We start from the raw sequence: 25,459 nt of genomic DNA, 5'->3' as shown, positions 1-25,459 counted from the left end.
AAGCTGGCAGCCTAGTCACAGATCGATAACGTCTTTCAGTACGTTATTGGCAAGCTGGCAGCCTGATCCTAGGTCTATAACGTCTTTCAGTACGTTATTGCCAAGCTGGCAGCCTGGCCTCAGGTCAATAACGTCTTTCAGTACGTTATTGGCCTGGGGGGCGGTGGGGGCAGGGGAGTTAGCTGCAGACGATGCGTTACAAACAGGCTGGCGAGCTAACATTTAAGTGTCTTTTTGTTGACTGTGCCGTCGTAGAAAAAAACGAGCAATCGGAATGCCTGCGGGGGGACCCGTCTTCGGACGGGTCTTTCCTTATACGCAAAACGCATGGGAGGCAACGTGAGATGAGTACAATAGAAGAGCGGACAGAATGGTTTTTGCAGGATCGATTCGGGATGTTCATTCACTGGGGACTGTATGCGATCCCGGCACGGGGGGAATGGGTTCGCGGCAATGAACGCATGAGCTTCGAGCAGTACAAAACTTACTTCGACGAATTCGACGCGTCCAGGTACAACCCTCGCGCATGGGCGCGGGCGGCGAAGGCGGCCGGCCAGAAGTACGCCGTGCTGACGACGAAACATCATGACGGCTTCTGTCTGTTCGACAGCAAGCTTACCGATTTCAAGGCGACGAACACACCCGCCGGTCGCGATCTGATTCGCGAGTACGTGGAAGCGTTCCGCGAGGAAGGGATCGCCGTCGGTCTCTATTATTCGATCATCGACTGGAATCACGACGACTATCCGGGCTACGGCGACCGCATTCATCCGGACCGCGACAACGAAGCGGCGAAGAACAAACCGATCGACTTCGATCGCTATTTGACCTACATGCACGGCCAAGTCCGCGAACTGCTGACCAACTACGGCAAAATCGACATCATGTGGTTCGACTTCTCCTACGACAACATGACCGGCGAGAAATGGAAGGCGACCGAACTCATCCGCATGATCCGCTCCATTCAGCCGGACATCATCATTGACAACCGCCTCGGCGGCGACATTCGCGCTGCCGAGCCGGAAGAGTATGCGGGGGACTTCTACTCGCCGGAGCAGATCATTCCGCCGGGCGGGATCGTGGACGTGAACGGTGTGTCCGTGCCTTGGGAAGCGTGCATCACACTGAACGACAACTGGGGCTACCACTCGGGGGACAACGCGTATAAGTCTCCGAAACAAGTCATTCGGACGCTCGTCGAATGCGTCAGCAAAAACGGCAACCTGCTGCTGAACGTCGGACCTGACGCCAAAGGAGAAATTACGCGCGAGTCGTTAGACGTGCTCGCGGAAGTCGGCGAGTGGCTGCGGCTGAACGGCGACAGCATCTACGGCTGCGGCATCTCCGCGCTCGCCAAGCCGGAATGGGGCCGCTATACGCAGAAGGGCAACAAGCTGTACGCGCACGTGTTCGACCGCGGCGTAGGTCCGATCTATTTTGCCGGGCTGAAAGGCAAAATCAAAAGAGCGCGGCTGCTGCGCGACGGCAGCGAGTTGAAGGTGGAACTGCCTTGGATGGCAGAGCAGTATTCCGACATCGAAGGCGGAGCTTTCATTACTTTGAAGGGCGCCGCGTTGCCTGACGAGAACGATACGGTTATCGAGTTGGAGTTACTGCCATGAGCGGGGGATATAGCGGCGACTTGGTCGTAACGATGGAAAGCGGGGCGAACATGCCTCCCCCTCTCGTTCACGAATACCGCGGCGGAACGCTGGAGAACGTCCACTACGGGCATGTCTGCGGCGTAGACGAGACGGGAAGCGTCGTGTATCGTTACGGCGACCCGGAATGGGTGACTTTCATGAGGTCGGCGGCGAAGCCGATCCAGGCTTTGCCGTTCTTCCTCGAAGGTCTGGACGAGAAACTCGGCTTTACGGATGAGGAACTGACGATTATGATGGCATCGCATCGCGCCCTCCCCTACCATGTCGAAGCGCTGGAAGGGATGATGGCGAAGCTAGGCTTGGACGAGATTGTACTCGTGTGCAAACCGACGTTCCCGCTGGACGCGGATGCGCGAGATGCGCTCGTCGCTGAACGCCAGCCCGCCCGACGCGTCTATCACAACTGCTCGGGCAAACATCTCGGCGTGCTCGCCTATGCCCAAGGCATGGGTTATCCGCTTGAAGGTTATTATTCGCCGGAGCATCCGGCGCAGCGGCGTATTCTTGCCATCGCTGCGGAACTGGCGGAGTGTCCGGAGGCGGACATTCGCATCGGCACCGACGGCTGCGGATTCCCGGTGTTCGGCATGCCGCTGAGGAACATGGCTCTGGCGTTCCTGAAGCTGGCCTGCCCGGATCTGATCGCGGACGCCGCATTACGAGCCGCCGTCTCGAAAATGACAGCTCTCATGAACGCGAACCCGCTCATGATCTCTGCAGAATATCTTATCTGCCCGAACCTGCTCATGGACGACAATATCGTCGCCAAAGGAGGGGCGAAAGGCATTTACTGTTTCGGCTTGAAAAAGGAGCGGCTTGCTTTCGCCTTGAAAGTCACGGACGGTTCGGAAGACGAGTGGCCGATCGCTGTCGCTTCCATTCTCGAGCAGATCGGTTACGACAACCGGGAAACGATCGATCGGATGTACAAAATCGTTCCTCGGGAAATTCGCAACGACAACGGGCTAGTCATCGGGGAAAACCGCGCCGTATTCGAGCTTCTGGAGGATCGGGCATGACGAGGCGCGACGGCTCGGTTATCAATTGGAACGATGAAGCCGAGCGACGGCAAGAAGCGCTTCTGCGCGACTTGTCGTCACTTCTTGCCATCCCCAGCGTCAAGGATCCGGCGACGGTAGGTCCCGGACAGCCGCTCGGAGAAGCGTCCGCGCGGGCGCTCGCCCACATGCTGGTGCTGGCCGAGCGCGAGGGGCTGAGGACGGAGACGATTGACGGCATCGTCGGGTATGCGGAGTTTGCTTATGGCGGAGAGTATGGCGGGGGGAACGATTCGCTCACCGATGATGCTTCTAACGGCGGGTACGTCGCTGTGCTGTGCCACGTTGACGTCGTGCCCGCGAGCGGCGAATGGACTTCCCCGCCTTTCGAGGCAACGATTCGAGACGGCAGGCTGTACGCCCGCGGCGCGCTCGACGACAAAGGCCCGGCAATCGCGGCGCTGTATGGACTGCTCATCGTCAAGGAACTCGGATTGCCTTTGCGCCATCGCGTGCGTCTGATCGTAGGAACGGACGAGGAGACGGGCATGAATTGCATGGAGGCCTATAACAGGAAGGAGCCTCCTCCGCTCTTCGGCTTCACGCCGGACGCAGACTTCCCTATCGTGCACGCGGAGAAAGGCCAAGTGAACACGCGCATGACGTTGCGGTTTAATCGCGCAGCCGCCGGTGACGCCCGGATGGGCCGCTTCGAGCTCGCCGCCTTCCAGTCCGGTACTGCGGCCAATATGGTTCCCGACCGGGCCGAAGCGACGGTGCGGGGCGATCCGCATGCGCTTGGAGCATTGACTGCCGACTACGCTTATTTTTGTTTGCGTCGCGGATTGGACGGCAGCAGCACTCCCTTGGCCAACGGCTCGCTGCTATTCCGAATGAACGGCGTATCGGCTCACGGCATGATGCCGGAAGCCGGCGTTAACGCCGGGCTGAAGCTGCTCGAATTTCTCGCCGCCCATCCGTTCGCGGGCAACGGCGGCCGGTTCATTCGAGGAGCCTTCGAGTTGCTGGCCGGGGATACGCGAGGCGAAGCTCTTGGCATCGCATGCGCGGATGACGTCACCGGGCCGCTGACCGTTACGGTCGGCTTACTGAATTACGACCCGGAGACCGAGGAAGGATGCTTTCATTTAAATATCCGTTACCCTGCCTGCGGCGGCAACGGCGAGTGGATCGTCGATACTTTACGGAAAAGGTTGGAGCCGTACGGCTTCGTTTTAACGCCGCCGACTTTGAAGAGTCCGCACCAAGTGCCTGCGGCGCATCTGATGATACAGACACTTCAAGGCGTCTACGCCGAGGAAACCGGGATGGAAGCGACTCTGCTTTCGACCGGCGGAGGCACTTACGCCTGCAAGCTGGCAAATTGCGTCGCGTTCGGCCCGCTATTTCCCGGTGAACCGGATACGGCGCACCAGCCCGACGAATCGATCGGCGTCGCCAGCTTGCTGAAAGCGACCGCTATTTATGCGAGGGCGATCTACGAGCTGGCTAATTTGGATGAGCTCGGTTGATTCGAGAAGCTTCCGCTTTAGCGACTTGTGAGATCGGCTTCGTCTGACCACCATTCGCCGCATGGAATAATCCAGTTATTTATCTTCTTTTGGCCCGCGGGGAAACAATTGCTGGAAATCTACATTAACTTCGCGAGCATCGACGCTGAAATCACTCGAACGGCGATTTTTGATGGATTTTTCCATTAATTTAGGGCACGCCGTTCGATTTGGAGCCTTTTTAATGGATTTATCCATGAATCGCATAGGACAAGAAAAGAAAGGAGACACACCTGATGATAATCGACATCCTGGACGCGGACACAGTCACTGAGGAAGGACCTTCTGGTCAAATAGCCGATGCGGAAGTTTGCCTCGTCTTAGTCGCAGAAGGTGAAACAGTCCCCGAGTTGGCCTTCGACCTGCGAACGGGAATGACCGCATATGGCAAAGTCACTTTCCTGTACGGCGCGGGCGGGAATCCGACAGCCGCACCTCTATCGCCCGTCGCGCTCGTCGGTCTCGGCGACGCCGCTCTTCTCGATGCGGAGAAGCTGCGTCGTGCGGCAGGCGCTGCCTCTCGAGCGTTGGCGAGAGAAGGTTTTCAGTCCGCAACCGTATGTTTCGATTCCCGTCCGCGGATTCCGTCTATGGATGCTATGATCGAAGCTTGGGTGGAAGGATGGCTGCTAGGGGCTTATACTTTCAATAGATACAAATCAAGCGCTGTACCACCTGAAGCCGTGAAACTATCGATCAAATTCACCAAAACATTCGATCGGGAAGACAGCGTGGCCGCCGTACACCGAGCCCGGCTCCGAGCCGAGTCGACGATGCTGGCGCGAGATTGGGTCAACGAGCCTGCCAACGTCTTGACCCCGGAAGAGTTGACGTCGCGTATCGCGAAGCTGTTCGAAGGGCGTACAGGAACAAGCGTCACTGTCTATCGCGGGGACGATCTCGAGCGGCATGGCATGAATGGGCTGCGCGCAGTCGCCCAAGGCAGCCGCCAGCAACCCGCGCTCGTCGAAGTCGTTTACGCGGGATCCCCCTCTAAGCCGCTCGTCGCCTTGGTCGGCAAAGGCATGACGTTCGATATGGGCGGCATGAACGTCAAGACCGGACGCGACCTCAGCGAAGCCCGCTTCGACATGGGCGGCGCGGGGGCGGTAGTCGGGGCGCTCGACCTGCTCGTCCGGACCGAAGCACCGGTTAACGTCGTCGCCCTCATCGCCGTCGCGGACAACGTGCCGGGCGCGGGCGCGCTGCTGCCTTCCTCCGTCGTTACATACCCGAACGGACTGACCGTTCAGGTCGCCAACACCGACGCGGAAGGCAGAATGATTCTCGCAGATGCGCTTCTTCACGCGCAACGTCTTGGAGCGAAAGAGATCGTCGACATCGCCACGTTGACCGGCAGCGTCGGTCATGCGCTCGGCCTGCGAGTCGCCGGCGTCTGGGGCGACGCCGGCATGGCAGAAGAGCTGCGGGCGGCGGGCAACCGTTGCGGCGACCGCGTCTGGCCGATGCCGCTCATCGACGATGACGACGAGCTGCTCCGCAGCGATTACGCAGATTTGAGCAATATCAGCTCCAGCGCGTACGGCGGCGCGGGGGCGGCGGCATTGTTCCTTCGCCGGTTCATCGGGGAAGGCGTCCGCTGGACCCACATCGACATGGCCAACACCGTGCAGTCCCCGTCCGATCGAGGGTATGAGGCCATCGGAGCGACCGGCTTCGGCGTTCGGCTGCTCGCTGACTATGTGCTGCCTACTTAACCATCATTGACTCTCTCAACCGATCCACCCTAACTCCAATCATCCAAAGGAGCCAACGCCATGCTGCTCGAAGTGATCGCCATCAACCTTGCGGACGTGAAGGCCGCCAACGAATACGGAGCCGACCGGATCGAGCTCGTCACCGGCATCGCCGAAGGCGGTCTGACGCCAAGCATCGGCCTCGTCGAAGCCGCGGTCTCCTCTTCTCGCATCCCGGTGAACGTCATGGTTCGCCCGCATAGCCAATCTTTCCGCTACAGCGAGGGCGACCGCCATGTCATTCTGCGGGACATCGAGGCTATCGGCCGCGCCGGAGCAGCAGGCATCGTGTTCGGTGCCCTCGACTCGGCCGGAGGCATCGACATCCCTTTGCTGGAATCGGTGCTCGACACTGCAAGTAAAGCCCGTCTCGACGTCACTTTTCACCGCGCGTTCGACGACATCGACGATCAAGTCGCTGCGCTGCGAACGCTAGCTGCCTACTCGCAGATCAGCCGCATCCTCACCTCCGGTGGCAGCAAGCCCGCGCCTCAGGCACTACCGCGATTGCGCGAGTTACAACAGGCAGCAGCGTCTACACACATGCGCATCCTGGCCGGCCACGGGCTAAGCCCGGATACACTCGAACTCGTCCTTCGCGAGACCGGGGTTACCGAAGTTCACTTCGGCTCCGCCGTCCGCGAAGACGGCACGTTCGCAAACCCGATTTCCGGAACCAAGCTACGGCACGTCAAACAAATCATGACCACTTTTCTGAACTGATTTTTCCAGATTCAAACATAAAGCCCACACCGCCAAGGTATGGGCTTTATGTTTTGGTCGCCAAATGCTCCGTCTACGACTTTATTGATAATGTAGGAGAAATCCCGTTCGATAAAAAAGAATTGACTAGCTGGGATCCCTAGAGACATTGAGCTTCTCCAAATAAAATATCCATGCGTCGGCGTCCATTTCCTCTTCCGGCGTCCACCGACCTTTTTTAGCCCCGAGTTTCTCTTCGTATGAACCTGTATATTTGTCTGTGTAGTAGGCCACCTGTTGCCTCGCAATTTCTAATTCATCGTTAGTTTCCGAAGGCTGCGCAGCTTTATTTGTCCGGGGAAAAGTACAAGTTCTCCCCCTCATAGCTGCGCGCGATATCGAATCTGTTTTGTTTTACCCATTTATTGATCGTTGTCTGCGAAACTCCGAAAAATCGGGACAGATCCGTTGAAGTGAACCCTCTCAGCTCCACTTTGGCAGGGGGGGGGGCGAGGCCGGTCCAGCAACGCCGCCGCCGATTGCTTACTAATCGCAAACGCTTCGTCCGCAGCATGACGCAGCAGTTGGACTAGCTTGGTTTGAAATTTGTTCGGATTTTCGAACAGGGACTCATCCCAATCCGAGGCAATTGTTTCGCTATTTTTGACAGTCAAAATTAATATTTGAATAAAGCATACTGTACTTATCGTCTTTAAGGATTCTTTCGACAATCTCATCGGCGTGTTCTGTAAACTCTGTTCTTTCATAATAAGTGAGCGCCATCTTCTTCCCTCCCATGCCCCCTTGTTCCCGCGATTTTTCCACGACCCCGTTCTCTGGTACAATAGCGGCAAGGAGATGAGTTCAAAGTGAAAAATGACATCATCGCAAGGTTCACCGCGTACGCGAAAGTCGACACGCAGTCTAACGAAAACAACCAGACGTGCCCGACGACGGATGGTCAACTCGTGCTTGGCCGCATGCTCGTCGAGGAACTGAAGCAGATCGGCATGCAAGACGTTACGATCGACGAGAACGGCTATGTCATGGCGACGCTGCCGGCCAATACCGATAAAGACGTGCCAACGATCGGCTTCCTCGCCCACCTCGACACGGCGACCGACTTGACAGGCAAAGACGTAAAGCCGCAGCTCGTGGAGAACTACGACGGCGGCGATATCGTTCTGAACGAACGGGATAACGTCGTACTGTCCCCGCGCGACTTCCCGGAGCTGGCGGGCTACAAGGATCAGACGCTCATCACGACCGACGGCACAACGCTGCTCGGCGCGGACGACAAAGCCGGCATCGCCGAGATTATGACCGCGATGGACTACTTGATCAAACATCCGGAAATCAAACACGGCCGCGTGCGTGTCGCCTTCACGCCTGATGAAGAGATTGGAAGAGGCCCGCACAAATTCGACGTCGCCGCTTTCAACGCGAAATACGCCTACACGCTGGACGGAGGTCCGCTAGGCGAGCTGCAATTTGAGAGCTTTAACGCAGCGGGTGCGCGAATTACCGTCCAAGGCAAAAGCGTGCATCCCGGCACCGCCAAAGGCAAAATGATCAATGCGTCGAAGATCGCGATGGAAATCAACAACCGCCTCCCTGCCGAGGAAGCGCCCGAGTATACGGAAAATTACGAAGGGTTTTTCCACCTCGTCGCCATTAACGGGACGGTAGATGAAGCGAAGCTGCACTACATCATTCGCGACCATGACCGGGAACGGTTTGAAAGCCGCAAAGCCGAGATGCAGACGATCGTGGAGGAATTGCAGGAGACTTACGGGGCGGATCGCGTGAAGCTGGAGATTAAAGACCAGTATTACAACATGCGCGAGAAAATCGAGCCGGTGAAGCACGTGTTCGACATTGCCCACCAAGCGATGACGAACCTCGGCATCGAGCCGCTTGTCCAACCGATTCGCGGGGGCACCGACGGCTCTCAGCTATCGTTCATGGGATTGCCGACTCCGAATATTTTCACCGGGGGAGAGAACTACCACGGTCGTTACGAGTACGTGTCCGTCGACACAATGGTACAAGCGACCCAGGTGATCGTCGAGATTATCAAGCTTTATGAGCAGCGGGGACTTCAGGAATAAACCGGTATTCGTCCAAGTCGATTCGGCCGCCGAGGCCGATCTCGACGCCTTCGCTCTCCAGGTACATGCGCTGCGAATAGCGGCCTTCCTCGTCCTGGAGGGCGATTTCCCCTTTCGCGTTCACGACCCGATGCCAAGGCAAGCCGTGCTTCTCGCTCAGAGAATGCAGAATACGCACGACTTGCCTTGCGCCTCGCGCGCTGCCCGCCGCTTCCGCGATCTGACCGTACGTCATGACGCGCCCTTCCGGGATTCCCAGAATGATGTTGACCACCCGTTCCGTAAAAGGCAACATACCGCATTCTCCTCCATTTTCCCGAGCAAGTGCAAGTGCAATTAAGACAAGTACGTGCCGGACAACGAGCGCTGCGAAGCCCCTTTGCGCCGGCTTTTTCTTCGTCTGGACGTATCGCCCGCGAATACGGCTGTCACGAGCAGCATGCCGACGGCCCCGATTCCCGCGCAAACGTAATAAGCCGTCCGCCAGCCGTCGTTCATATTAAACCAAATGTAAGAGAGCGCACCTGCTCCGACCGCCCACATCGTCCACAAATAAAAGCCCCTTAAATGGCCCGCTCCCGCCAGCTTGTACTCGTATGTCTGCCATTCCCGTGCCGGGTCTGTGCCATGAAGATCAGCGAGCTCCGGTTCGACGACTTCTCTCATATACTGGGCCAGCAGATCATGCTTTCGATAGCTGTACAGCAATTGCGCCGTGTAGAACGCCGACAGGAACGGCACCGCGACAAGCGCGAGCAGCCATTGGGCCGATATCGCGCCCGCAACGAACAACAGCGTAAGCAATACCGCCATCTGGGCCGCGTATCGGTCGCGTTGGCGCATGCGCAGCTTCATCTCATGACGGATGTCTTCCCTGATTTTCTCGTAGTGGCCGGTCTTGGTGTCGTCCCCCTGCAAAGGCTCCCGATGCCCGGTTTCCGCTGCAGAAAAATCGATCATCGCGTTCTCCTCCAATAGACAGACATCAAACATTCGTAAGCCCATTCTAGCATATTTTCCATGCGAGGATGGGAGAGAATTGCCAGTGGGAAAATGTGACGCTACTTCCACCACTCGTCGGCCGGGTATTCGGCTGCAGGAAAAGCGACGGTCTCCCCGATCCGCGGCACCGCTATCGTTACGCCCCTCTCCCGGGCCGCCTTGATCGCGCGCTTCGGCGGGTCGAACCAGTCGTGCATCGCAAGCGTGAATCCGCCCCAATGAATCGGCACCATCGCACGGCCGCGTACGTCTACATTCGCTTGCACCGTCTCCTCCGGCATCATATGGATGGCAGACCAGCGTTCGTCGTATTGGCCGCATTCGATAAGCGCCAAGTCGAACGGACCGTACCGCTCGCCGATTTCCTTGAAATGAGGCCCATAGCCGCTATCCCCGCTGTAGAAAACTTTCTCGTTTTTACCCTCGATAATCCAGGAGCACCACAACGTCCCGTTCCGGCCGACGACGTTACGCCCCGAGAAGTGGCGGGCAGGCGCCGTAGCCAGCTTCAAGCCCGCATACTCGATCTCTTCCCACCAGTCGTGCTCGCTGATGCACGACGGATCAACGCCCCACCTTTCTAGATGGGCGGCAACGCCAAGCGGCACTAAGAAACGTTTGACCTTATGACGCAGCTTCCGAATCGTGCCGTAATCCAGGTGGTCATAGTGGTCGTGCGAGAAAATAACGGCGTCAATCTCCGGCAACTCCTCGATCTCGATCGGCAGCTTTCGGCTGTACCGCGCATTCCCGAATATCGGAAAAGGAGACGGAGCCCTGCCAAGCATCGGATCGAGAAACAAGGTGAGTCCGTCGATGCGGAGCAGTACGGCGGAGTGCCCGAACCAGGTGACGGATGCTTGCGCCTTCCCTTCTTCGTTCTTTGCCAGCAGCTTGTCCACCGACAACGGAACAACAGGCAACGGCTGCTTCGGCTTGCGATTCGGTTCGCCTTTGGCGAATTCATACATGAGCTTCAGCGTCTGGCCGAAGCTCATGCTTAGCGAGGTCGGGACTTGATTGATGAATTTACCGTCCCTGTAATTCGGGGAACGCAGCAGCGGCAATCTGCTTGCCCGGAAAGGGCTGCCGCCGAGTACGGGGTACACGGAGACGAAGATTACTGCAATCAATACGAGAGAGACAAGGATGACGAATGCGATGAGCATAGGCATGTCCTTTCTGCCGCTACGGCTTATGCCGGCGAGAGCGCGGATTCGCTTTGTTTTACCGATAATCGTAACCCGAAACGCCGCTCATCGCAAACAGGCTCACTCCTTGTCCGACTCAAGCATAGCTTAGTAGAAAAGGAGTGATGGTCTTGTCGATTCAATTTCTAGACATGCGATTGTCGGAAAACCGTTCCGACAACTTAGGTACTCAGGAAATCACAATGGACGTTCCCCTCTTTATCGGTGATCTGGGTATTCAGACGCTGCAAGTCGTCGGAACCCCGAATCAAAGCAATGTAAGGGTATGGTTGTCCGGAACAGTTACGGTAAGAAGGCCAAGCAGTTTCGAAGGAGAGCCCCCCACGATGACGCTATGGATCACTCGTGACGGTACCGGCATACCCAGTACGGGAACGATCATCTATACGATGAACGTTACTTTTGGGACGAACCAGTTGACGATTTTACCGATCTCGATCACAGCTTGCGATTTCCCGTCCGCCTCCGTCGTCGCTCCAGGACAAATTCGATACAGCCTTTTTATTACGTCGACCGCGAGACTTGGAGATAACGCCCTCATTCTGGACGGGCCGGTCGCCTTTAATGGAATGGCTTCCGCAGGTTCGAACTAACAAGGGACCGTGGCAGCGAATCGTCAAGAACGAATCGCCAGTACGGTTTCCCAATTCCATCTGCCGTAATAATCGGCGACGGGATCGAGGTTCGGGATCCAGTTCGCCGACCCGTTGCCCGATTTGCCGGAGACGAAGACGTCCGCCTGGCTCCGGTTCGTTCGAACCCAGGTTAATCGGTTCGCGCGCGGAAAATATTGCGGACCCGTATCCGAATAACCTGCGGGCGGTGCCGGCAGCCGGTGCGGACGGTTTCCTTGCAGCTTGATTTCGACCAGGCTGGACGGCGGGTACGAAGCGGAATTGACGCCGTCCTTGCGCTCTTCGGCGCGAGCGACGATGACACGGTCCCCCCCTTGCCAGGTGAAGCTTTGGTCGACATATCCTTCGGGAGTTAGCCGGATCGGTTTGCCGTCGGGCGCGTTCAACAGCATCAATCGCTTGTTGCTTGTCGCCTCTCGTCCGACGCCTTCAATGTACGCAAGTCTTTCGCCTCTATCCGCCCACTGGAACCACTCTTCGTCGTTCAACATATCCGCGATTTTGGAAAATGCACCTCCATCCGCAGACATGAGGCAAAGCGCGTTGCCGTCGGCAGACAACGAAGCGGTCGGCGTGGCCAGGAATGCCACCCATTTGCCGGTCGGAGAAAATTTGAACGCGCTCGTGCCGACGACGAAAAAAGCGTCCGAAGGCTTCGGCAGTTCCCTTAGCGTCTTCGGAGCCGTCCCCGCTTTGGAGTAGCGAACAATGCGGACGGGCGTCCAGTCGTTTTCCTTTAGCAGCTTCGATTGCGTGGAAGCGATCCAGCCTCGACCGTCCGGTAGCCATGAGAAACCGCTAATGTCCCGGGCGATCTCGCTCGGAGCTTCCTTCGGTTTGTCCGCGCGCAGCCAGCTTAGCTTGCCTTCGACCGCGTAGGCCAGATCGTTCTTCTCCGACGCCCACTGCGCCGTAATCCAGCCGCCCGAGGCGATCTCCCGTACGGCTCCCGTCGGCACATGGAGCAGCTTAAGCGTCTGCCGGGCATCGCTTGCGACTTGATACGCGATCCATTCCCCGTCGTTGGACCATAGCGGCCGCTGGACCTTATCCCCTTGCGTAAGCCGCCTTTCTTTGCCGTCCGCCTTCTTCGCCCACAAGTCCCCATCGCGGACGAACGCCGCTTCGAGGCCGGTCGCCGGCTTCGCGTATGAGCGCCCCGCGGGCCAACCCGTTAATGAAAGAGCCATAACAAGCGCACACGTCCATAATCCGATCTTCTTTCCATTCATGCTATCGCGCAGCTCCTGTTCGAGGTGAAAGTCCGATGTCGATCGGCCGTTTCTACGTTGTGCCGCACATGGAAAAATTATGCGCCGGGCGTTGTCGCCCGGCGCATCGGTTATTTACGCATGAGCGCCCGCGCAAGCGCGAACGCCGATCCCACCCTCGATCGCTTGCCGTGCTTCCTCACTTCATCGTAATTCGTCAGATTCACACCCGCATCTCGCAGGGCATAGGCGAAGTCATCATCCAGCATGAGCCGGTATTCCCATACCCTTTTTCCCCAATGGGGCACTTCTTCCGACAACCGCGCATCTTCGATCGCCGGGTGGATGTACGTCTCGCTGATCCCTTCCGGCAAGTCATACATTTTGGAGATCATCATCGCCTTAAAGCGCTCATAATCCTCGCCTTCCTCGATATGGAACGAGTGCGACAGTAAGTAGTCCGGAATGGCGACCCCCATGACGCCGGCCAACGCAGATGCTTTAGCGACGATACCCTCGACGCCCGGAATGCCCGCCAGCAACGGGTCGGCAGGATGGACTTTACGGAACAGGCGAAACGGCAGCTTCCATTTCGCGCATAGGCGAAGCGCTTGGGGAATATGGGTTCTGCCCGTCTCCGTGCCGTACAGGCTGCCCATATGATTGTCGGCATGACTGAGCGAGATGCCTGCCGCCGTCGCTTTCTCATGCTGAGCAAGCAGTTCCTTCACGACAGCTTCGGTGTCCGCCTGACGCTCGAATTGCTCGACTGTCTTGTGCATGTACCCGCTCTCGTCGTGCAAAGACGGATGACCGGTCAAGCTGCGCCAGCGGATGGCATCGAATTCGCTCGTCAGCGTCAGATGGAGCCCGACGTTGGTCTGACCTCTGCGTTTGCACCAGGCAGCCGCCTCCTCGAAGCCTGGCGCCGGCGCCATAATCGTGGCGGAAGATACTTTACGCTCCTCCAGCAAGTGCATAATCGCGGCGTTCATCGGCGCGCTTTGCCCGAAGTCGTCGCAGTTGATGATCAAATGTCTATTAGACGCGCGGCTCATGAGTTGACGTCCTTTCCAGACGAACGAATAACGAGATGACGACGGATACAGCCAGCAAAATGAGCGGAACGACACATATCAAGTAGCGGAACGTCGACTCAGGATCCGGCCCGGGCTCGTCGCCGCTTTTGTAACCGAAAATCACGCCGACGATCAGGAAAGCGACCGCCGAGATAAGCCCGCTCGAGCGAATAATGAAACCGCTGACTGCCGTGTAGACGCCCTCCCGGCGACTTCCGGTTTTCTCGGAGTCTCTGTCGATGATGATACCGTTCACGATCGGCGGGGTCACGAGGAAACCTGCTAATCCGAAGCCTGCGAAAACCCCGGCGATAATGCCGCTCGTCAGGTCGGTGCCAAACCATAGTGGAATTACGGACAACGCATAAGCGACGAGCGACAGCCTCCAGCCTTTAACCGGGTCCATTTTTCGAATGAGCCAGAACCAGACCCCGACAAGCGGAATGACCGACACGAACACTGCAGCGAGCAAATACGTGTTTTGCTCTTCCGGAATCCGGAGGACGTATTTCGCGTAAAAAGGAATCGTCGCCGCAAGCAGCCCGTTCACCGTCTGAGCGAAAGAATTGGCGGCGTTGACGAGCCAGAACGTTTTGTTCTTGAACGTCTCGCGGAACGCTTCCTTTAAGCCGAGCTGCGGCAGCTTGACCGCTTCCTCGTCCTCCTTCACGTTCCGAAGGCACAGCAGCATGAATCCGGCGAACAGGAACGAGTAGACGATCGCCATCGGTCCGAAACCGATCGCCTTATATAGGATCGGCGTCGCAGCCGTACCGATTAGAATCCCGACGATTTGCCAACCTTGCTGGACGGCGGATGCTTTCGCCCTGATGCGATCGCCGCGGAAAAGCTCGGGGAAAAGCGCGCCGTAGTTCACCCAAATGACCGTCGCAACCGCTTCGTACAAGACGAGTGCGATCAGGAACCAAGTGAACAAACCGACTTCGGATAAGTCCTTCGGCGGGGAGAACACCATCGTAAATGTAAGCATGAAGAGCGGAATCGCCGCGTAAATCCATGGACGTCTGCGGCCGTATTTCGTATTCGTCCTGTCCGACCAATAGCCGACAAGCGGCTGATTGACCGCATCCCAGATCAGAAAGACGGTGCGGGCGACCGTCGCAAGAGCAAGACTGAGGCCGAGCGTATCGACATAATAATAGCTGTAGAAGGTGCTGAACGCCTGGCTCGGAATCATCATCGCCAGCATGCCGAACGCGTACATCATCGGTGAATTCACATACTTGCTTCTCATGGAAGTACCCCCGCAACATTCGTGATTAGACCAGCATTGAAATCGCATACATGCGCTGTTCTTCATCCTTATTCGCTTGTTGAGAGGGCAATTCCTTCCAGGGTGGAAAAGATTGGAGGTTGGTGTTCAAAGCGCCCGATAATCAGCACCGAGAAGGTTAACTACCTCTAGAAGTCCTCGAACGTCAGCGCGGAGTTCACGCCCATCGCCGCGCGGGTTCCTCCCGCAGCCGAGATGACAATCTGCGACGGCGACACGATCGCGTTATCTCCAGCCGCATATACCCCTTCAACGCTGGATTTGCCTAGTTCGTCGACAACAATGCCGCCTTTTCCATTTATCGCGCAACCCAGCATCTCGGGGATGGGTGCCGCATGCGCAAGCTGACCGCCGACGAAACCCGCCGCTCGCGGCAGCGCCGTTCCATCCGCGAAGACGATGTTTTCCAGCTTGCCTTCCCGTCCTTGCAGTTCGGCGATGCGCTGACTGTAAGTGCGGATGCCTTTGCTTGCCAGCTTCGCGATCTGCTCTGCTGTCAGCGCATCCACGCCGTTCGTGCACACGGCAAGATCCATGCTCCAGTTGCTCGCCGTGATGGCCATATGGTACGCGTGCGGCTGCTCAGAAATCACGACCAAAGGTTGATCTCTTATTTCCCAACCGTCGCAATACGGACAACTGAACAACGTTTGGCCATAAAATGCTTTGAGTCCCGCGATGTCGGGCAGTATGTCCTTCAGTCCTGTCGCGAGAATGATTTTGCGGGCGCGCACATGTTCGTTCTGTCTTGTCGTCAACAGGAACGTCCCGTCCGCTTGCCTGGACGCTTGCGCGATCGACACATCCCGCAGCTCGACCGACGGATATTTCGCCAAATCCCGGCGCGCGATTTCTCTCAGTTCGCTCGGCTTCACACCGTCACGTGTCAGAAAGCCGTGCGACTCATGCGTCACCTTGTTGCGTGCCTGATTATCGTCGAACAGAACGACATTCCTTCTCGATCTTCCAAGCACAAGAGCGGCGCTTAAACCAGCCGGCCCTCCGCCGATAATTGCGCAATCCAACATCTCGTTCATCTCCTTTGTATGTTTACCTATTATGGACTCAACTTGTCTTTAATTCCGACAAAAAAAATTATTGCGCCTCTCTCCTCACGAACGCCCGGCATTCTTCCCCCATCCGCTGGGCGACTTGCGCAATCGTTCGCTCGCGAAGCACTTGCTCCATCGCGCGTTCCGCTTCATCCATGACGCCTTGAATCAAGCAACCCGAGACGCGAATCGCATGCTCGTGGGTATCGCCACATGCAAACAAAGCCTCTTCTCCCTCGATCGCTTCGATAACTTCCATGAAACTGATACTCTCCGGCGGCCTTGTCAGTCGGTAACCTCCGTTGACACCAACCGTCGATTCGACGAAACCGGCTTTGACGAGCTTCGCCATAATTTTGGAAAGATAAGCTTGCGATAGATTCTGCTTGTCGGCGAGAGGTTTCACCCCAAGCGACTTGCCCGCAGGCGCGATCACCAAATAAACGATCGTATGAAGGGCGTAATTCGTCGCACTGGAGTATTTCATGATGGGAGGCCTCCTGTTATTATGGACTCGAGTTGTCTTTAATTGTAGCGCGGATGGAAGGAGCGGTCAAGGTGGCAGCACATAGTACATGACATGGCACTAGCCTTTGCGGGCAGTTCGCTCCTCATGCGCCTTCACCCAGGCACATTGCCATCCATCGGATTAATGTCGTGAAGCCTATCCACCTCGTATCCCATCATCTTAGGTACTCGTCAATACTAATCGTTTTTTCGACCAGCAATCTGCTCGTGCCAGCCGTGAAAGCGCAAAAAAAGAACGATTTTGGATAGCTCAGAAGGCGATGGCGGCCGACCATGGGTTTTAGTATAAAGATTGAAACTGTCATAACCGAGTTGGGCGTTGAGCCATGCAGCTCGGATACGACACCGTCATTGGTGAACGCGGCGTTACGCTTTCGGGCGGGCAAAGGTAGCGAATCGCTCTTGCGAGGGCGCTGTTGAAGGATACGGAGTTGCTTATTTGGGACGAAGCGATCTCAGCTCTCGATCTGGTAACCGAAAGAAAAGTTCAACAGGAACTGGACCTGCTTCGCAAAACCCGGACAATAATCGTCATAGCCCATCGTTTATCTACCATACAAGATGCCGATCGTATCTTCATCTTGCGGAAAGGAACGATTATTGAGAGCGGCACACATGATGAACTACTCTCCAATGAATCTGAATATTATTCGCTCGTTAAGAACGAAGTCGAGCCCGCTTTTGCCAGCTAAAAGCCTCACAGTAGAGTAGTGAATTGAAATTTCATTGGAAGGCGCGAGCCCTCCTTTTCCTTTTACTAACGGCCAGGCGATGCTTAATTTCTGCTACCTTTTGAATGATATTGGAAACGGAATTGCGTAGGAAGGAGTACCTGGGGGCGATGCTACGTTGGCTGATTCCCTGACTATACAACCGCAGGATTAACGATATTTGGTCATAGTGCCTCCTCAGGAGCCCCTCTACCTCATGCTGTTCCTTGTAAAGCTGCAACACTTGTACGTCAGGCAGTCGCTGGTCGTCGCGAAAGTCGGTCATCAGATCAAATGCCGACTCCTAGTGACGAAAGTGGGCTAGCGCTTCTTCGCTCGGAGCCACGATCTCGATGTGCAAGCGATAGATCGTCTAACTACTCGATGCCGGGCATCCTTTGACGGGCGGTCTCACCCGGTGGGGTTGCCTTGCTGACTCTCTCTTCGACAATGACTTTCTGCACAGTATGAAACCCGCAGCGATGCTCCTTCTCGAATGTTTCCGAAGCACGCTGTTCATCCTTGCGGCAGGCGTAGACGGTGCGGTTAGACTGGTTATCCGAACTCGGCTTATGAAGTGGTACGCGAAGAAGCGCCAGCGAAGTAACTGGCGCAGTTTTGAGCATGAGGTTAAGTGGTTAAGCCAAATGTAACGGACTAAAAACGCTTTGGTAATCGCATGCACATGAATGACGAACATCGGAAATCTGTAGAGGGATGAAGAGGGGCTGAATTTATTTCAGTCCTTCACCTTAGCATGGCGCGTTCGTGAGCTCGTTATTGGGGAAAGAGCCGGTAAGCGGCCACCACTACCGGAGCATTTTGGAAAAATGCCGGCGGATGCATCCCGGTTGCTCGCAGCTACCGAAGAGCAAAACTCATCACGCAAAGCACAACTGGCACAGGCCGTCGCCTATCTTTCCTTGCCCTAAGTCTAGGATTGTATTTAATCCCGACAATTTCCCCACTTTGATCAACTGAGATTCCCCATAAAAATCGTATGTAGCTGGAAATTGACGACATGGTTGACATGGAGCCTCTACGAGCATGATTCACTGCGAAGGGCGAAGCCACGAGCTTCGCAGAGGCTATTGAGCCTATCATGCCCGCCACTCCATGTAAACCATGTCTACTGTACTGGAAATTCTCATCCTAAGATCATCGCGATTTTTTTGGGGAAATTCTCATGATTTTAAACATAGGATTAACCAATGTGTGTCAAATGTGCTAATTACCCAGATAGTATCAAGATTTCCGTTAGTAGCAAAAAAAGCCGGGTGATTTACATTTTCGCTATCAGCAACTACAGTTGAAAAATTCGAGAAATTAACAAGTTAGTCACCTTGAATTTTCTTTTTATCTCTAATATAAAGTTCGTTTATTAGTAAATATAATTCATTGTCATTTTTAAGTATCTCATTAATAATTTTCTTCTTCTCGTCGGATTCAATAAATTTATTCCTTAACGCCGCAGCATGAAGCTTAGAGATCAATAAGTATCTTGACCTTAAATACTTATCCTTAAATTCATGAAAAGTTTTTCTTTCCTCAATATTTTGACTTAACGACTCGAATGATTTTTCAAGTACATCAAAAACTACAGTCATAGATAGCTGGTAAGTGTTCCGTAAGTTTGCGACGAATCCATTATCCAAAAAGTCCTCAACACTACAATCAGCAATAGCATTGGCAAAATTATTATGGCTAAAATTAAAATTTTCAATAAAATCCTCAATCAATTCAGAAAAACTATTAATTTTTGAGCTGCGATTTTTTTCAATAAAAAGAATTTTATTTAGAAAATATAAATCCTCTTTCCTATAAATTTCATTTGTTTTCAACCAAATATCTCTTACTATTTCCTCGCTTAACCAAAGTTTAAAAAGTCCATACCCAGTACCTGCATATTTGGCTCCACTCAATTCAATATGCGCAACATCTCTTACAACAAATACGGATCTATTTAAATCATAATCAGTAAATAAAACCCCATGCATTATATTTACATTTAAATCCCCATATGTATAATCATATGGTAAAGTTCTCCTTTTTGGAACAATAACTACAGGGCAGTTATTGTCCAATAAATTATGTATTGATGATAGAAGTTCATTAGGGTCTTCAATTAAACAATATTTTAATGTTAATCCCATTTTATTTAGAATTTGATTTCTAGTTTCTACAAAGTCTTTGTTTTGTGCAAACCCCCAGTTCTTATGCAGAGTCAAGTAGAAGCAATAATAAAAAAAATTATGATAATTAAAATTTCCTGCCGCACCGGCAATTGGCTGGTCAATACAATTTACTGCTTCTGTACTATATGCATCATGATAATAATCAATTTTGAGAGATTTCATCATATTAACTCACATCCTAAATAATAAATTGGCATTTTTCTCTTTCTAGAAAACCTGTTTTATTCCTTGTTTACAATATTGAGTACATACCAGATAACCTTCTCAGTGGTATTACTCTACTGGTTTTTAACCCCCTCAAAAAAATTTCTGAAATGAATCACTTGAGTTACACTGATTTTCCCTGTAAATTCTCAATTTTCCATATAATCATTGAACAGCAAAACAATTAAATGGAAGGAATTATCATCCAGCAATGCCTTAGTATATACTAAAGAAAATAGACTTTTTTAGCAACAAGCATTGGAGTGTTCAAATGGAGTTTAAGAACAATCTATGCCAGGCTCGTTATTGTTTCCCGCATAACGTATGCAAAAGCAAGGAGCTAGAGGATAAATTCACCGACCAAGAACGATTACAAAGATGCCAAGGACATCGCCGATCTCGTACGGAATGGGAAGTACAGCTAGCCCAACTTGCCGGTGAGCATCTATGCTGACCTTCCGAATATTCTCTATTTGGCATCTTATATCCCCTTGTATGCTAAGAGCAGCTCCTGGTTAAGGTGTTGCTCTTCTGATTTTGTTCCTTGAAAACTGAATGTAATTGTCCCGGTGGAGGACGTAGCCCAAGCGAAGCGCGGGAGCGGCCCGGAGGACGAAGATTTAGGTATTTACCATCTTGGGCTGTCCTTGGGAAAATGCCATTAGGTGCTACAGACGGGAATGTTCCTACGCCCCCTGCAGACTCGAGTACTCGAGTTCTACCATCTTGAGAGTGTTCCCTAGGCCTCTTCCGTATTTTCCTACAAGCTGACTGTATCCCGCGCGTCCTCGTTGCTACGTTGAAGGCTCGTGGCTCTTCGGTACTCGTTAGGAGTGCAATTGTAATATTCCTTGAACTTCATTGAAAACTGGGAGCTGGATACATAACAAAGATTGGCCGCTATTTCTTTAATGCTCTTGTGCGTCGAACGCAGCAATTCTGCCGCTTTATTCATTCGAATCGTCTGTAATTCTTTCATCGGCGATATTTTGAACACTTTCGAATACGTGTTACAAAAATAAACCGGATTACAGCAAATCAAATCAGCGAGTACCTGCAAAGTAAGCGGCTGATCGTAATGCCTCCGGATATGTCGGTTGGCAACAATGAGCCGATTATCGATTCTCCCCGTCTGCTTTCGCAACGAATCGGTTGCCTCTCTGGAACCGGGTCTACCGTTTACCTGCTCGACCGATGCTTCGCACAACTGCGCAATTTGATTTTCGGCTTCGGTTAGAAGACGTTCGACCGTCTCTTCGTTCGAGTGAATGAGACAAGCGATGTGCGGCGCGGATTCACGATCCAACACAATCGTTTTACTTGGCAACTTGAAATGAGTCGTTCTGAGCGCAATGCCCTTCAGCTTCACGGCGATTGCGCTCGTGTTCTTAATTTGAAACGTTTCTCCGACTACAATATCCTCTTGATTCGCTACGGTAGATTTACCTTTCCAGGTGACCTCCACTGCAGCGGAACCTTCGAATAAATAAAGCTGCTTCAGCTCATTTCGCAGCGTCACTTGGCATTGCGGCAAAACGGTCAGACTAAATAGCGATACAATTTGCATATATTTCATCTCATTTAATTCACTCCTTTGCTGCGCTTTTCACCTGTTGCAGTGCTCTCTACTCCTCAACTTCAAAAATAGAATCGATAATTATCGGCAGGTTATCGCGCACCGACGCAGCGCCGAATACCGATCGTGCATGCGTTCCCCGTTCGCCAAACGCCTCCCGCATTAAATCGGAACAGCCGTTAAGCACCTTATGATGCTCTTCGAATTGGGCAGTCGCGTTAACGAATCCTTGGATTTTGACGACGCGCCTGACCTTGTCCAATGAGCCCAAAGCAGACTGAACGACGGCGAGCACCTCGATTCCAGCCTCTCTTGCATATTGATATCCTTCTGTAGTCGTAAACTCGCTGCCCAGCTTGCCTTTCGGATGGCCCACCGGACCTTTACCAGAAACAAATAACAGATTTTGCACCCTTACATAGTTCGCATATTGGGCGGCAGGGTCACTGGCCTCCGGCAGAGTAATACCTAATGCGTTTAATCTTTTCACGATTTCAGACATGTCTGTTCCTCCTTCGATTTGTAGTAGGGGTAATCCATACGAAGTTGAATTTCTTGCATAATCGCTCGATTCGTAATCGTTTCAATAAAAAATAAGCCAAGATCGATCGATGCCGTAATGCCGCCTCCAGTAAAAACATCTCCGTCCCGCATTGCCCTAGCTTTCACCACCTCCTTGCAATAAGGCTCCAGCAACTCAAGGGACAGCGGGTTCGTCGTAATCGTCCTGTCCTTGGTGAAACCTGCAGCTCCGAGCACGAGAGCTCCGGTACAGACGGAAAATTTATACGGAACATCCTTCGCGGCCCGAATCCACTCTATAAAAGCTTGATCGTGAATAAGGGTCCGCGTCCCAATGCCACCGGGAATAAAAATCAAATCGTACGTGGATAGATCGGGATAGACTGCATCCGCTTGCACGACCATGCCCCGATCATCCCGAACCGTTGATGAGCCAGAGCAATAATCCCATGTCAGATCGTCCATGACTCCACACTTTTTCAGCCATGTAACGGCGTTGTGAAAGCCGGAAAAGTCCAGCATCGTCATGTCATCGAATAAAATAAACGCCATTCTCATTGTTTCTCACAGTCCCTCTAAGAAATAACCTCTGTTGCTGATAGCCTGCTCCAAGTTTATAATTAAATTGACCCTTAAATAAGGTGCAGATTTTCAATATATTTAGAGTACAGATTAGGAGGAGAGCCTCATCGAGCTTTCTCTTGCTTTCCAATCGGATAAGCCGCTCTATCAACAGCTCTATCTCCATGTTCGGACATTAATCCAAGACGGAATTGTACAGGATGGCGTCAAGTTGCCTTCGATCCGCTCGCTGCGCCAACAAATTAACGTCAGCAAGACGACCATCGAAACTGCCTACCAAATGCTTGTTGAGGAGGGTTATGCACGAAGCAAAGAACGGTCGGGTATTATTGTCATTAATCCCGACATTCGTACTCGTCCGGCTTCCAGCGGAGCGCCGCCGAAGCAAGCTGCCCGGCTCGCGCTACTGCCGGAAGCGCCGAACCCCCGTCCGGCAAGCGGCATGATCGATTTCAGCCTTCTGAACATCGACCCGCAATCGTTCCCACTCCGCTTGTGGAAATCGACCATGGCGGAGGCGCTGTCGGCGAACAACAGCTCCTTACACGAATATCACTCCGATCCTTTCGGCGAATGGACGCTTCGGGAAAGCCTTGCCGCTTTCTTGCGCCATTCCAGAGGCGTCGTATGCACGCCAGACCAGATGATCATTGGCTCCGGCTTTGGCTACAGCGTTCAAGTGCTGTCCCGGCTGTTCGGCAACGGTGCCACGATCGGTATCGAAGATCCCGGCATAGCGCAAGTCAGGCCGATTTTCACACAGAACGACTTTCACATCGCACCCTACACCGTAAGCGAACAGGGACTAGCGTATAACTTGCCCTCGCCGGACGGCCTCCACCGTCCCGCTCCGCTACTGTACGCAACGCCTTCGCATCGGTCGGACGGCGCTTCCATGCCTTATGCGGAACGTCTTCGGCTGCTGCAATGGGCTTATGACCATGAAGGCTTCATAATCGAGGACGACTACGACGGCGAGCTGCGGCTGTCCGGTAAGCCCGTTCCGTCCCTGCAAGGACTTGACAAGAAAGGCGCCGTCATCTATATTGGCACCTTCTCGAAAGTATTTACGCCTGCTTTACGCTTGAACTACATGATTTTGCCGCCGAATCTGCTCGAAAGGCTTCGGGCGTTCGCACGCACGCTGTCCTCTCCTTCGCGGATGGACCAGTGGGCGATGCAGTTGTTTATCGCACGCGGGCATTGGTATCGGCATTTGCGGCGGCTGCGCAGGCTGTACAGAGACAAACATGAGCAGTTGGTGCGGCTTATTCGCAGCGAATTGCCCGCCGCTGTGCGAATTACGAGCAGTGGATCAGGCCTGCATTTGGCCTTGACAATCGCGACAGATGCAAGTGCAGAATCGCTGATTCAATCGGCGAGAGAGGTCGGGGTGCTCGTATACGGCAACCAGAATACGACGCAGCGTGCCAACCAAGACGAAGCGGAAATATATCTCGGGTACGGAGGTCTGAACGGGGAAGAAATGGAACAAGGCATTCGGCTGCTGCGGCAAGCATGGCAAGCAATTATGATTTAAGAAACGTGCGAAGGACGAAACGCCGGAAACAATGCTCGACACTTCACCTCAAAAGGGTGTCCTAATTTTTCCGGAACCCTTCTATGCTGATTCCGAAATCTCACGACAAAAGCATCATTCTCGAGTTCAAAAAGACGCGGCGCCCGCTGCATATCGAAGTTGACGGTCGTCTTCGCCGGCAAGGAAGTGCGTATTGGAGTGGTTGAGCTTCACGCAAACATGGTCTTTGCCCAGCATTCCAGGGCTCGGCTCTTTCTTGCCTTTATAGGGTTCTTTTGACGATACGGCAGGATCCACTTCATGTTACGGTCGCAGGCTTCAACCTCAGGATCTCTCCACCAGTTGCCCGTCAGCAACCAGGCGACTTGGCTTGAATCTCAACCGGTTTTGTCACTGTTGTGTCTACCTAGTCCAGGCGCGCGAACAGAAACGCCAAGCCCTGAAAAAGGACTGGCGTTGGAATCGTTCCCGGCGCTTGCGTCGCCGCTCCGCTGAAAGCAACTCAGCAAATACATGTTTTTCTTTTGCGACCGACACGGTCCATGTCGATTATTTTGCCGATGTACTCGGTTGCGAGCGGTACTTTGCAGGCGGTTTGGCCAACGTTGACGTGCACTTTGCCGATCGCCTCGGCCACTGCGGACGCTTCCGCGGTCAACGGCGCCACATAGGAGCCGACAGCGATAACGAAGCCGTTCATCGTGTAACGGACACGATTCCGTTCCCCGTGAATCTCCTGTTCCACGCGTCGCAGCAGTGTACGAAGCTTGTCCAAGTCGAGCTCTCCGTCTGGCGTAATGGAAATATAATTCGCCCATGTGCTCCAGCCGCAAGCCGCTACGAACTCGTCCGGAGAATCGATCCACTCCTGCGCCAGCTCAAGCGCATGCTCGCTTTCGGCGGCAACGCCTGCCACCGTATACTCCGCGAGCATATACCAATAGGCTTGCCGCGCCCACCGTCGCAGCATATCCGCATCGACCGCCTTCGGGTTCACCGTCAGTCCCGCCAAGTACATCGCATCGCTATTACCGGTATCGTATAGCGCTTTTGCCAACTGTTGATCCTTCTTGACTTCTTTTACGAGTTTCTTCAAATCACCGACTTTCACTCCGAATAAAGGCTCTCCAGCCCCATGGCGAATGAACGTCATCTTCGTCTGTTCCGTTCCGAGTTCCTTAAGCTGGAGCATTACGTCATCTATCGTTAGCGTCATGCCATCCCTTCCTTTCCGCAGATGCAGGTCCCAAATCATTCTCTTCAGATCGACCTTTCTCCTCCTTCACCTCCGCATTTGTTATGATGAGAAGACTAT

At 53.8% G+C, this 25,459-nt stretch carries 23 protein-coding genes; 9 read left to right on the top strand and 14 right to left on the bottom strand.

What is annotated here, in order from left to right; translation table 11 throughout:
- Positions 1-344: 344 nt before the first annotated feature.
- From ACFPOF_RS12015 to ACFPOF_RS11995, 5 genes are all read left to right on the top strand, one after another.
- Entirely contained in the window at positions 345-1,622 is a 1,278-nt protein-coding gene (locus tag ACFPOF_RS12015) for an alpha-L-fucosidase (protein ID WP_378132824.1), read from the top strand.
- A complete protein-coding gene (locus tag ACFPOF_RS12010; protein WP_378132822.1) occupies positions 1,619-2,683 on the top strand; it encodes an asparaginase in 1,065 nt (354 codons plus the stop codon). The genes ACFPOF_RS12015 and ACFPOF_RS12010 overlap by 4 nt, the downstream gene beginning before the upstream one ends.
- Positions 2,680-4,194 (top strand): dipeptidase PepV, encoded by a 1,515-nt coding sequence (gene pepV / locus ACFPOF_RS12005; RefSeq protein ID WP_378132820.1) that lies wholly within the window; start codon positions 2,680-2,682, stop codon positions 4,192-4,194. The genes ACFPOF_RS12010 and pepV overlap by 4 nt, the downstream gene beginning before the upstream one ends.
- A 275-nt stretch (positions 4,195-4,469) precedes the next feature.
- Positions 4,470-5,951: a leucyl aminopeptidase family protein gene (locus tag ACFPOF_RS12000; RefSeq protein ID WP_378132819.1), complete on the top strand. Its 1,482-nt coding sequence runs from the start codon at positions 4,470-4,472 to the stop codon at positions 5,949-5,951.
- 60 nt (positions 5,952-6,011) lie between these two features.
- Positions 6,012-6,713, top strand: a complete 702-nt coding sequence (locus ACFPOF_RS11995) for a copper homeostasis protein CutC (RefSeq protein WP_378132817.1) — start codon at positions 6,012-6,014, stop codon at positions 6,711-6,713.
- A gap of 401 nt (positions 6,714-7,114) precedes the next feature.
- Here the strand turns inward: ACFPOF_RS11995 and ACFPOF_RS11990 are convergent, their stop codons facing one another.
- Positions 7,115-7,459: a hypothetical protein gene (locus ACFPOF_RS11990; protein WP_378132815.1), complete on the bottom strand. Its 345-nt coding sequence runs from the start codon at positions 7,457-7,459 to the stop codon at positions 7,115-7,117.
- A 102-nt stretch (positions 7,460-7,561) separates the two neighbouring features.
- Here ACFPOF_RS11990 and pepT point away from each other — a divergent pair, with 102 nt between their 5' ends.
- Positions 7,562-8,803, top strand: coding sequence for a peptidase T (pepT, locus tag ACFPOF_RS11985; protein WP_378132813.1), 1,242 nt, complete (start codon positions 7,562-7,564; stop codon positions 8,801-8,803).
- Here the strand turns inward: pepT and ACFPOF_RS11980 are convergent.
- From ACFPOF_RS11980 to ACFPOF_RS11970, 3 genes are all read right to left on the bottom strand, one after another.
- The gene (locus ACFPOF_RS11980; RefSeq protein WP_378132811.1) at positions 8,769-9,098 is read right to left on the bottom strand and encodes an MGMT family protein; all 330 of its coding nucleotides are present in this window, start codon (positions 9,096-9,098) and stop codon (positions 8,769-8,771) included. The two genes, pepT and ACFPOF_RS11980, sit on opposite strands and share 35 nt — an antisense overlap.
- Before the next feature lie 41 nt (positions 9,099-9,139).
- Positions 9,140-9,763 carry a hypothetical protein gene (locus ACFPOF_RS11975; RefSeq protein WP_378132809.1) on the bottom strand — a complete coding sequence of 208 codons (624 nt, stop codon included), beginning with the start codon at positions 9,761-9,763 and terminating at the stop codon, positions 9,140-9,142.
- 101 nt (positions 9,764-9,864) lie between these two features.
- Entirely contained in the window at positions 9,865-10,980 is a 1,116-nt protein-coding gene (locus ACFPOF_RS11970) for an MBL fold metallo-hydrolase (RefSeq protein ID WP_378132807.1), read from the bottom strand.
- Between the two features lie 146 nt (positions 10,981-11,126).
- Here ACFPOF_RS11970 and ACFPOF_RS11965 point away from each other — a divergent pair, with 146 nt between their 5' ends.
- Positions 11,127-11,609, top strand: a complete 483-nt coding sequence (locus ACFPOF_RS11965) for a hypothetical protein (protein WP_378132805.1) — start codon at positions 11,127-11,129, stop codon at positions 11,607-11,609.
- A 23-nt stretch (positions 11,610-11,632) separates the two neighbouring features.
- Here ACFPOF_RS11965 and ACFPOF_RS11960 read toward each other — a convergent pair whose 3' ends face one another.
- The 5 genes from ACFPOF_RS11960 to ACFPOF_RS11940 all read right to left on the bottom strand — a co-directional run bounded on the left by ACFPOF_RS11960 (position 11,633) and on the right by ACFPOF_RS11940 (position 16,774).
- The gene (locus ACFPOF_RS11960; protein WP_378132803.1) at positions 11,633-12,883 is read right to left on the bottom strand and encodes a TolB-like translocation protein; all 1,251 of its coding nucleotides are present in this window, start codon (positions 12,881-12,883) and stop codon (positions 11,633-11,635) included.
- A 110-nt stretch (positions 12,884-12,993) separates the two neighbouring features.
- Positions 12,994-13,920 carry a polysaccharide deacetylase family protein gene (locus tag ACFPOF_RS11955; protein WP_378132802.1) on the bottom strand — a complete coding sequence of 309 codons (927 nt, stop codon included), beginning with the start codon at positions 13,918-13,920 and terminating at the stop codon, positions 12,994-12,996.
- Positions 13,904-15,196 (bottom strand): MFS transporter, encoded by a 1,293-nt coding sequence (locus ACFPOF_RS11950; protein ID WP_378132800.1) that lies wholly within the window; start codon positions 15,194-15,196, stop codon positions 13,904-13,906. Before ACFPOF_RS11950 ends, ACFPOF_RS11955 begins: the two co-directional genes overlap by 17 nt.
- 167 nt (positions 15,197-15,363) lie before the next feature.
- The gene (locus tag ACFPOF_RS11945; protein ID WP_378132798.1) at positions 15,364-16,263 is read right to left on the bottom strand and encodes an NAD(P)/FAD-dependent oxidoreductase; all 900 of its coding nucleotides are present in this window, start codon (positions 16,261-16,263) and stop codon (positions 15,364-15,366) included.
- A gap of 67 nt (positions 16,264-16,330) precedes the next feature.
- On the bottom strand, positions 16,331-16,774 hold the full coding sequence (locus ACFPOF_RS11940) for an RrF2 family transcriptional regulator (RefSeq protein WP_378132796.1): 444 nt from the start codon (positions 16,772-16,774) through the stop codon (positions 16,331-16,333).
- A 457-nt stretch (positions 16,775-17,231) separates the two neighbouring features.
- Here ACFPOF_RS11940 and ACFPOF_RS11935 point away from each other — a divergent pair, with 457 nt between their 5' ends.
- Positions 17,232-17,507 (top strand): P-loop NTPase family protein, encoded by a 276-nt coding sequence (locus ACFPOF_RS11935; protein WP_378132794.1) that lies wholly within the window; start codon positions 17,232-17,234, stop codon positions 17,505-17,507.
- A gap of 1,352 nt (positions 17,508-18,859) precedes the next feature.
- On the opposite strand, the gene ACFPOF_RS11930 is transcribed toward ACFPOF_RS11935, so the two are convergent.
- From ACFPOF_RS11930 to ACFPOF_RS11915, 4 genes are all read right to left on the bottom strand, one after another.
- Positions 18,860-19,885 (bottom strand): hypothetical protein, encoded by a 1,026-nt coding sequence (locus tag ACFPOF_RS11930; protein ID WP_378132792.1) that lies wholly within the window; start codon positions 19,883-19,885, stop codon positions 18,860-18,862.
- A gap of 799 nt (positions 19,886-20,684) precedes the next feature.
- Positions 20,685-21,500, bottom strand: a complete 816-nt coding sequence (locus ACFPOF_RS11925) for a helix-turn-helix transcriptional regulator (protein WP_378132790.1) — start codon at positions 21,498-21,500, stop codon at positions 20,685-20,687.
- Positions 21,501-21,549: 49 nt separating this feature from the next.
- The gene (locus ACFPOF_RS11920) at positions 21,550-22,002 is read right to left on the bottom strand and encodes a RidA family protein (protein WP_378132788.1); all 453 of its coding nucleotides are present in this window, start codon (positions 22,000-22,002) and stop codon (positions 21,550-21,552) included.
- Complete coding sequence (locus ACFPOF_RS11915; protein ID WP_378132785.1) at positions 21,987-22,574, bottom strand: DJ-1/PfpI family protein; 588 nt, start codon at positions 22,572-22,574, stop codon at positions 21,987-21,989. Before ACFPOF_RS11915 ends, ACFPOF_RS11920 begins: the two co-directional genes overlap by 16 nt.
- A 136-nt stretch (positions 22,575-22,710) precedes the next feature.
- On the opposite strand from ACFPOF_RS11915, the gene pdxR reads away from it, so the two are divergent.
- Positions 22,711-24,144 carry a MocR-like pyridoxine biosynthesis transcription factor PdxR gene (gene pdxR, locus ACFPOF_RS11910; protein WP_378133135.1) on the top strand — a complete coding sequence of 478 codons (1,434 nt, stop codon included), beginning with the start codon at positions 22,711-22,713 and terminating at the stop codon, positions 24,142-24,144.
- Positions 24,145-24,646: 502 nt separating this feature from the next.
- Here pdxR and ACFPOF_RS11905 read toward each other — a convergent pair.
- The gene (locus ACFPOF_RS11905) at positions 24,647-25,360 is read right to left on the bottom strand and encodes a DNA alkylation repair protein (protein ID WP_378132783.1); all 714 of its coding nucleotides are present in this window, start codon (positions 25,358-25,360) and stop codon (positions 24,647-24,649) included.
- Positions 25,361-25,459 lie beyond the last annotated feature (99 nt).

Origin of the sequence: Cohnella soli (assembly GCF_042655525.1) — a bacterium.
In the GTDB taxonomy this organism is placed as follows: Bacteria; Bacillota; Bacilli; order Paenibacillales; family Paenibacillaceae; genus Cohnella; species Cohnella soli.
The sequence above is the reverse complement of the archived record's forward strand: the minus strand, read 5'-3'. Positions and strand labels throughout refer to the sequence as shown.

Bases quoted from the DNA above. Each gene is read 5' to 3' on its own strand.
- ACFPOF_RS12015 (WP_378132824.1), top strand. From the start codon at position 345: ATGAGTACAATAGAAGAGCGGACAGAATGGTTTTTGCAGGATCGATTC.
- ACFPOF_RS12010 (WP_378132822.1), top strand. From the start codon at position 1,619: ATGAGCGGGGGATATAGCGGCGACTTGGTCGTAACGATGGAAAGCGGG.
- pepV (WP_378132820.1), top strand. From the start codon at position 2,680: ATGACGAGGCGCGACGGCTCGGTTATCAATTGGAACGATGAAGCCGAG.
- ACFPOF_RS12000 (WP_378132819.1), top strand. From the start codon at position 4,470: ATGATAATCGACATCCTGGACGCGGACACAGTCACTGAGGAAGGACCT.
- ACFPOF_RS11995 (WP_378132817.1), top strand. From the start codon at position 6,012: ATGCTGCTCGAAGTGATCGCCATCAACCTTGCGGACGTGAAGGCCGCC.
- ACFPOF_RS11990 (WP_378132815.1), bottom strand. From the start codon at position 7,459: ATGAAAGAACAGAGTTTACAGAACACGCCGATGAGATTGTCGAAAGAA.
- ACFPOF_RS11980 (WP_378132811.1), bottom strand. From the start codon at position 9,098: ATGTTGCCTTTTACGGAACGGGTGGTCAACATCATTCTGGGAATCCCG.
- ACFPOF_RS11975 (WP_378132809.1), bottom strand. From the start codon at position 9,763: ATGATCGATTTTTCTGCAGCGGAAACCGGGCATCGGGAGCCTTTGCAG.
- ACFPOF_RS11970 (WP_378132807.1), bottom strand. From the start codon at position 10,980: ATGCCTATGCTCATCGCATTCGTCATCCTTGTCTCTCTCGTATTGATT.
- ACFPOF_RS11960 (WP_378132803.1), bottom strand. From the start codon at position 12,883: ATGAATGGAAAGAAGATCGGATTATGGACGTGTGCGCTTGTTATGGCT.
- ACFPOF_RS11955 (WP_378132802.1), bottom strand. From the start codon at position 13,920: ATGAGCCGCGCGTCTAATAGACATTTGATCATCAACTGCGACGACTTC.
- ACFPOF_RS11950 (WP_378132800.1), bottom strand. From the start codon at position 15,196: ATGAGAAGCAAGTATGTGAATTCACCGATGATGTACGCGTTCGGCATG.
- ACFPOF_RS11945 (WP_378132798.1), bottom strand. From the start codon at position 16,263: ATGTTGGATTGCGCAATTATCGGCGGAGGGCCGGCTGGTTTAAGCGCC.
- ACFPOF_RS11940 (WP_378132796.1), bottom strand. From the start codon at position 16,774: ATGAAATACTCCAGTGCGACGAATTACGCCCTTCATACGATCGTTTAT.
- ACFPOF_RS11930 (WP_378132792.1), bottom strand. From the start codon at position 19,885: ATGATGAAATCTCTCAAAATTGATTATTATCATGATGCATATAGTACA.
- ACFPOF_RS11925 (WP_378132790.1), bottom strand. From the start codon at position 21,500: ATGAAATATATGCAAATTGTATCGCTATTTAGTCTGACCGTTTTGCCG.
- ACFPOF_RS11920 (WP_378132788.1), bottom strand. From the start codon at position 22,002: ATGTCTGAAATCGTGAAAAGATTAAACGCATTAGGTATTACTCTGCCG.
- ACFPOF_RS11915 (WP_378132785.1), bottom strand. From the start codon at position 22,574: ATGGCGTTTATTTTATTCGATGACATGACGATGCTGGACTTTTCCGGC.
- ACFPOF_RS11905 (WP_378132783.1), bottom strand. From the start codon at position 25,360: ATGACGCTAACGATAGATGACGTAATGCTCCAGCTTAAGGAACTCGGA.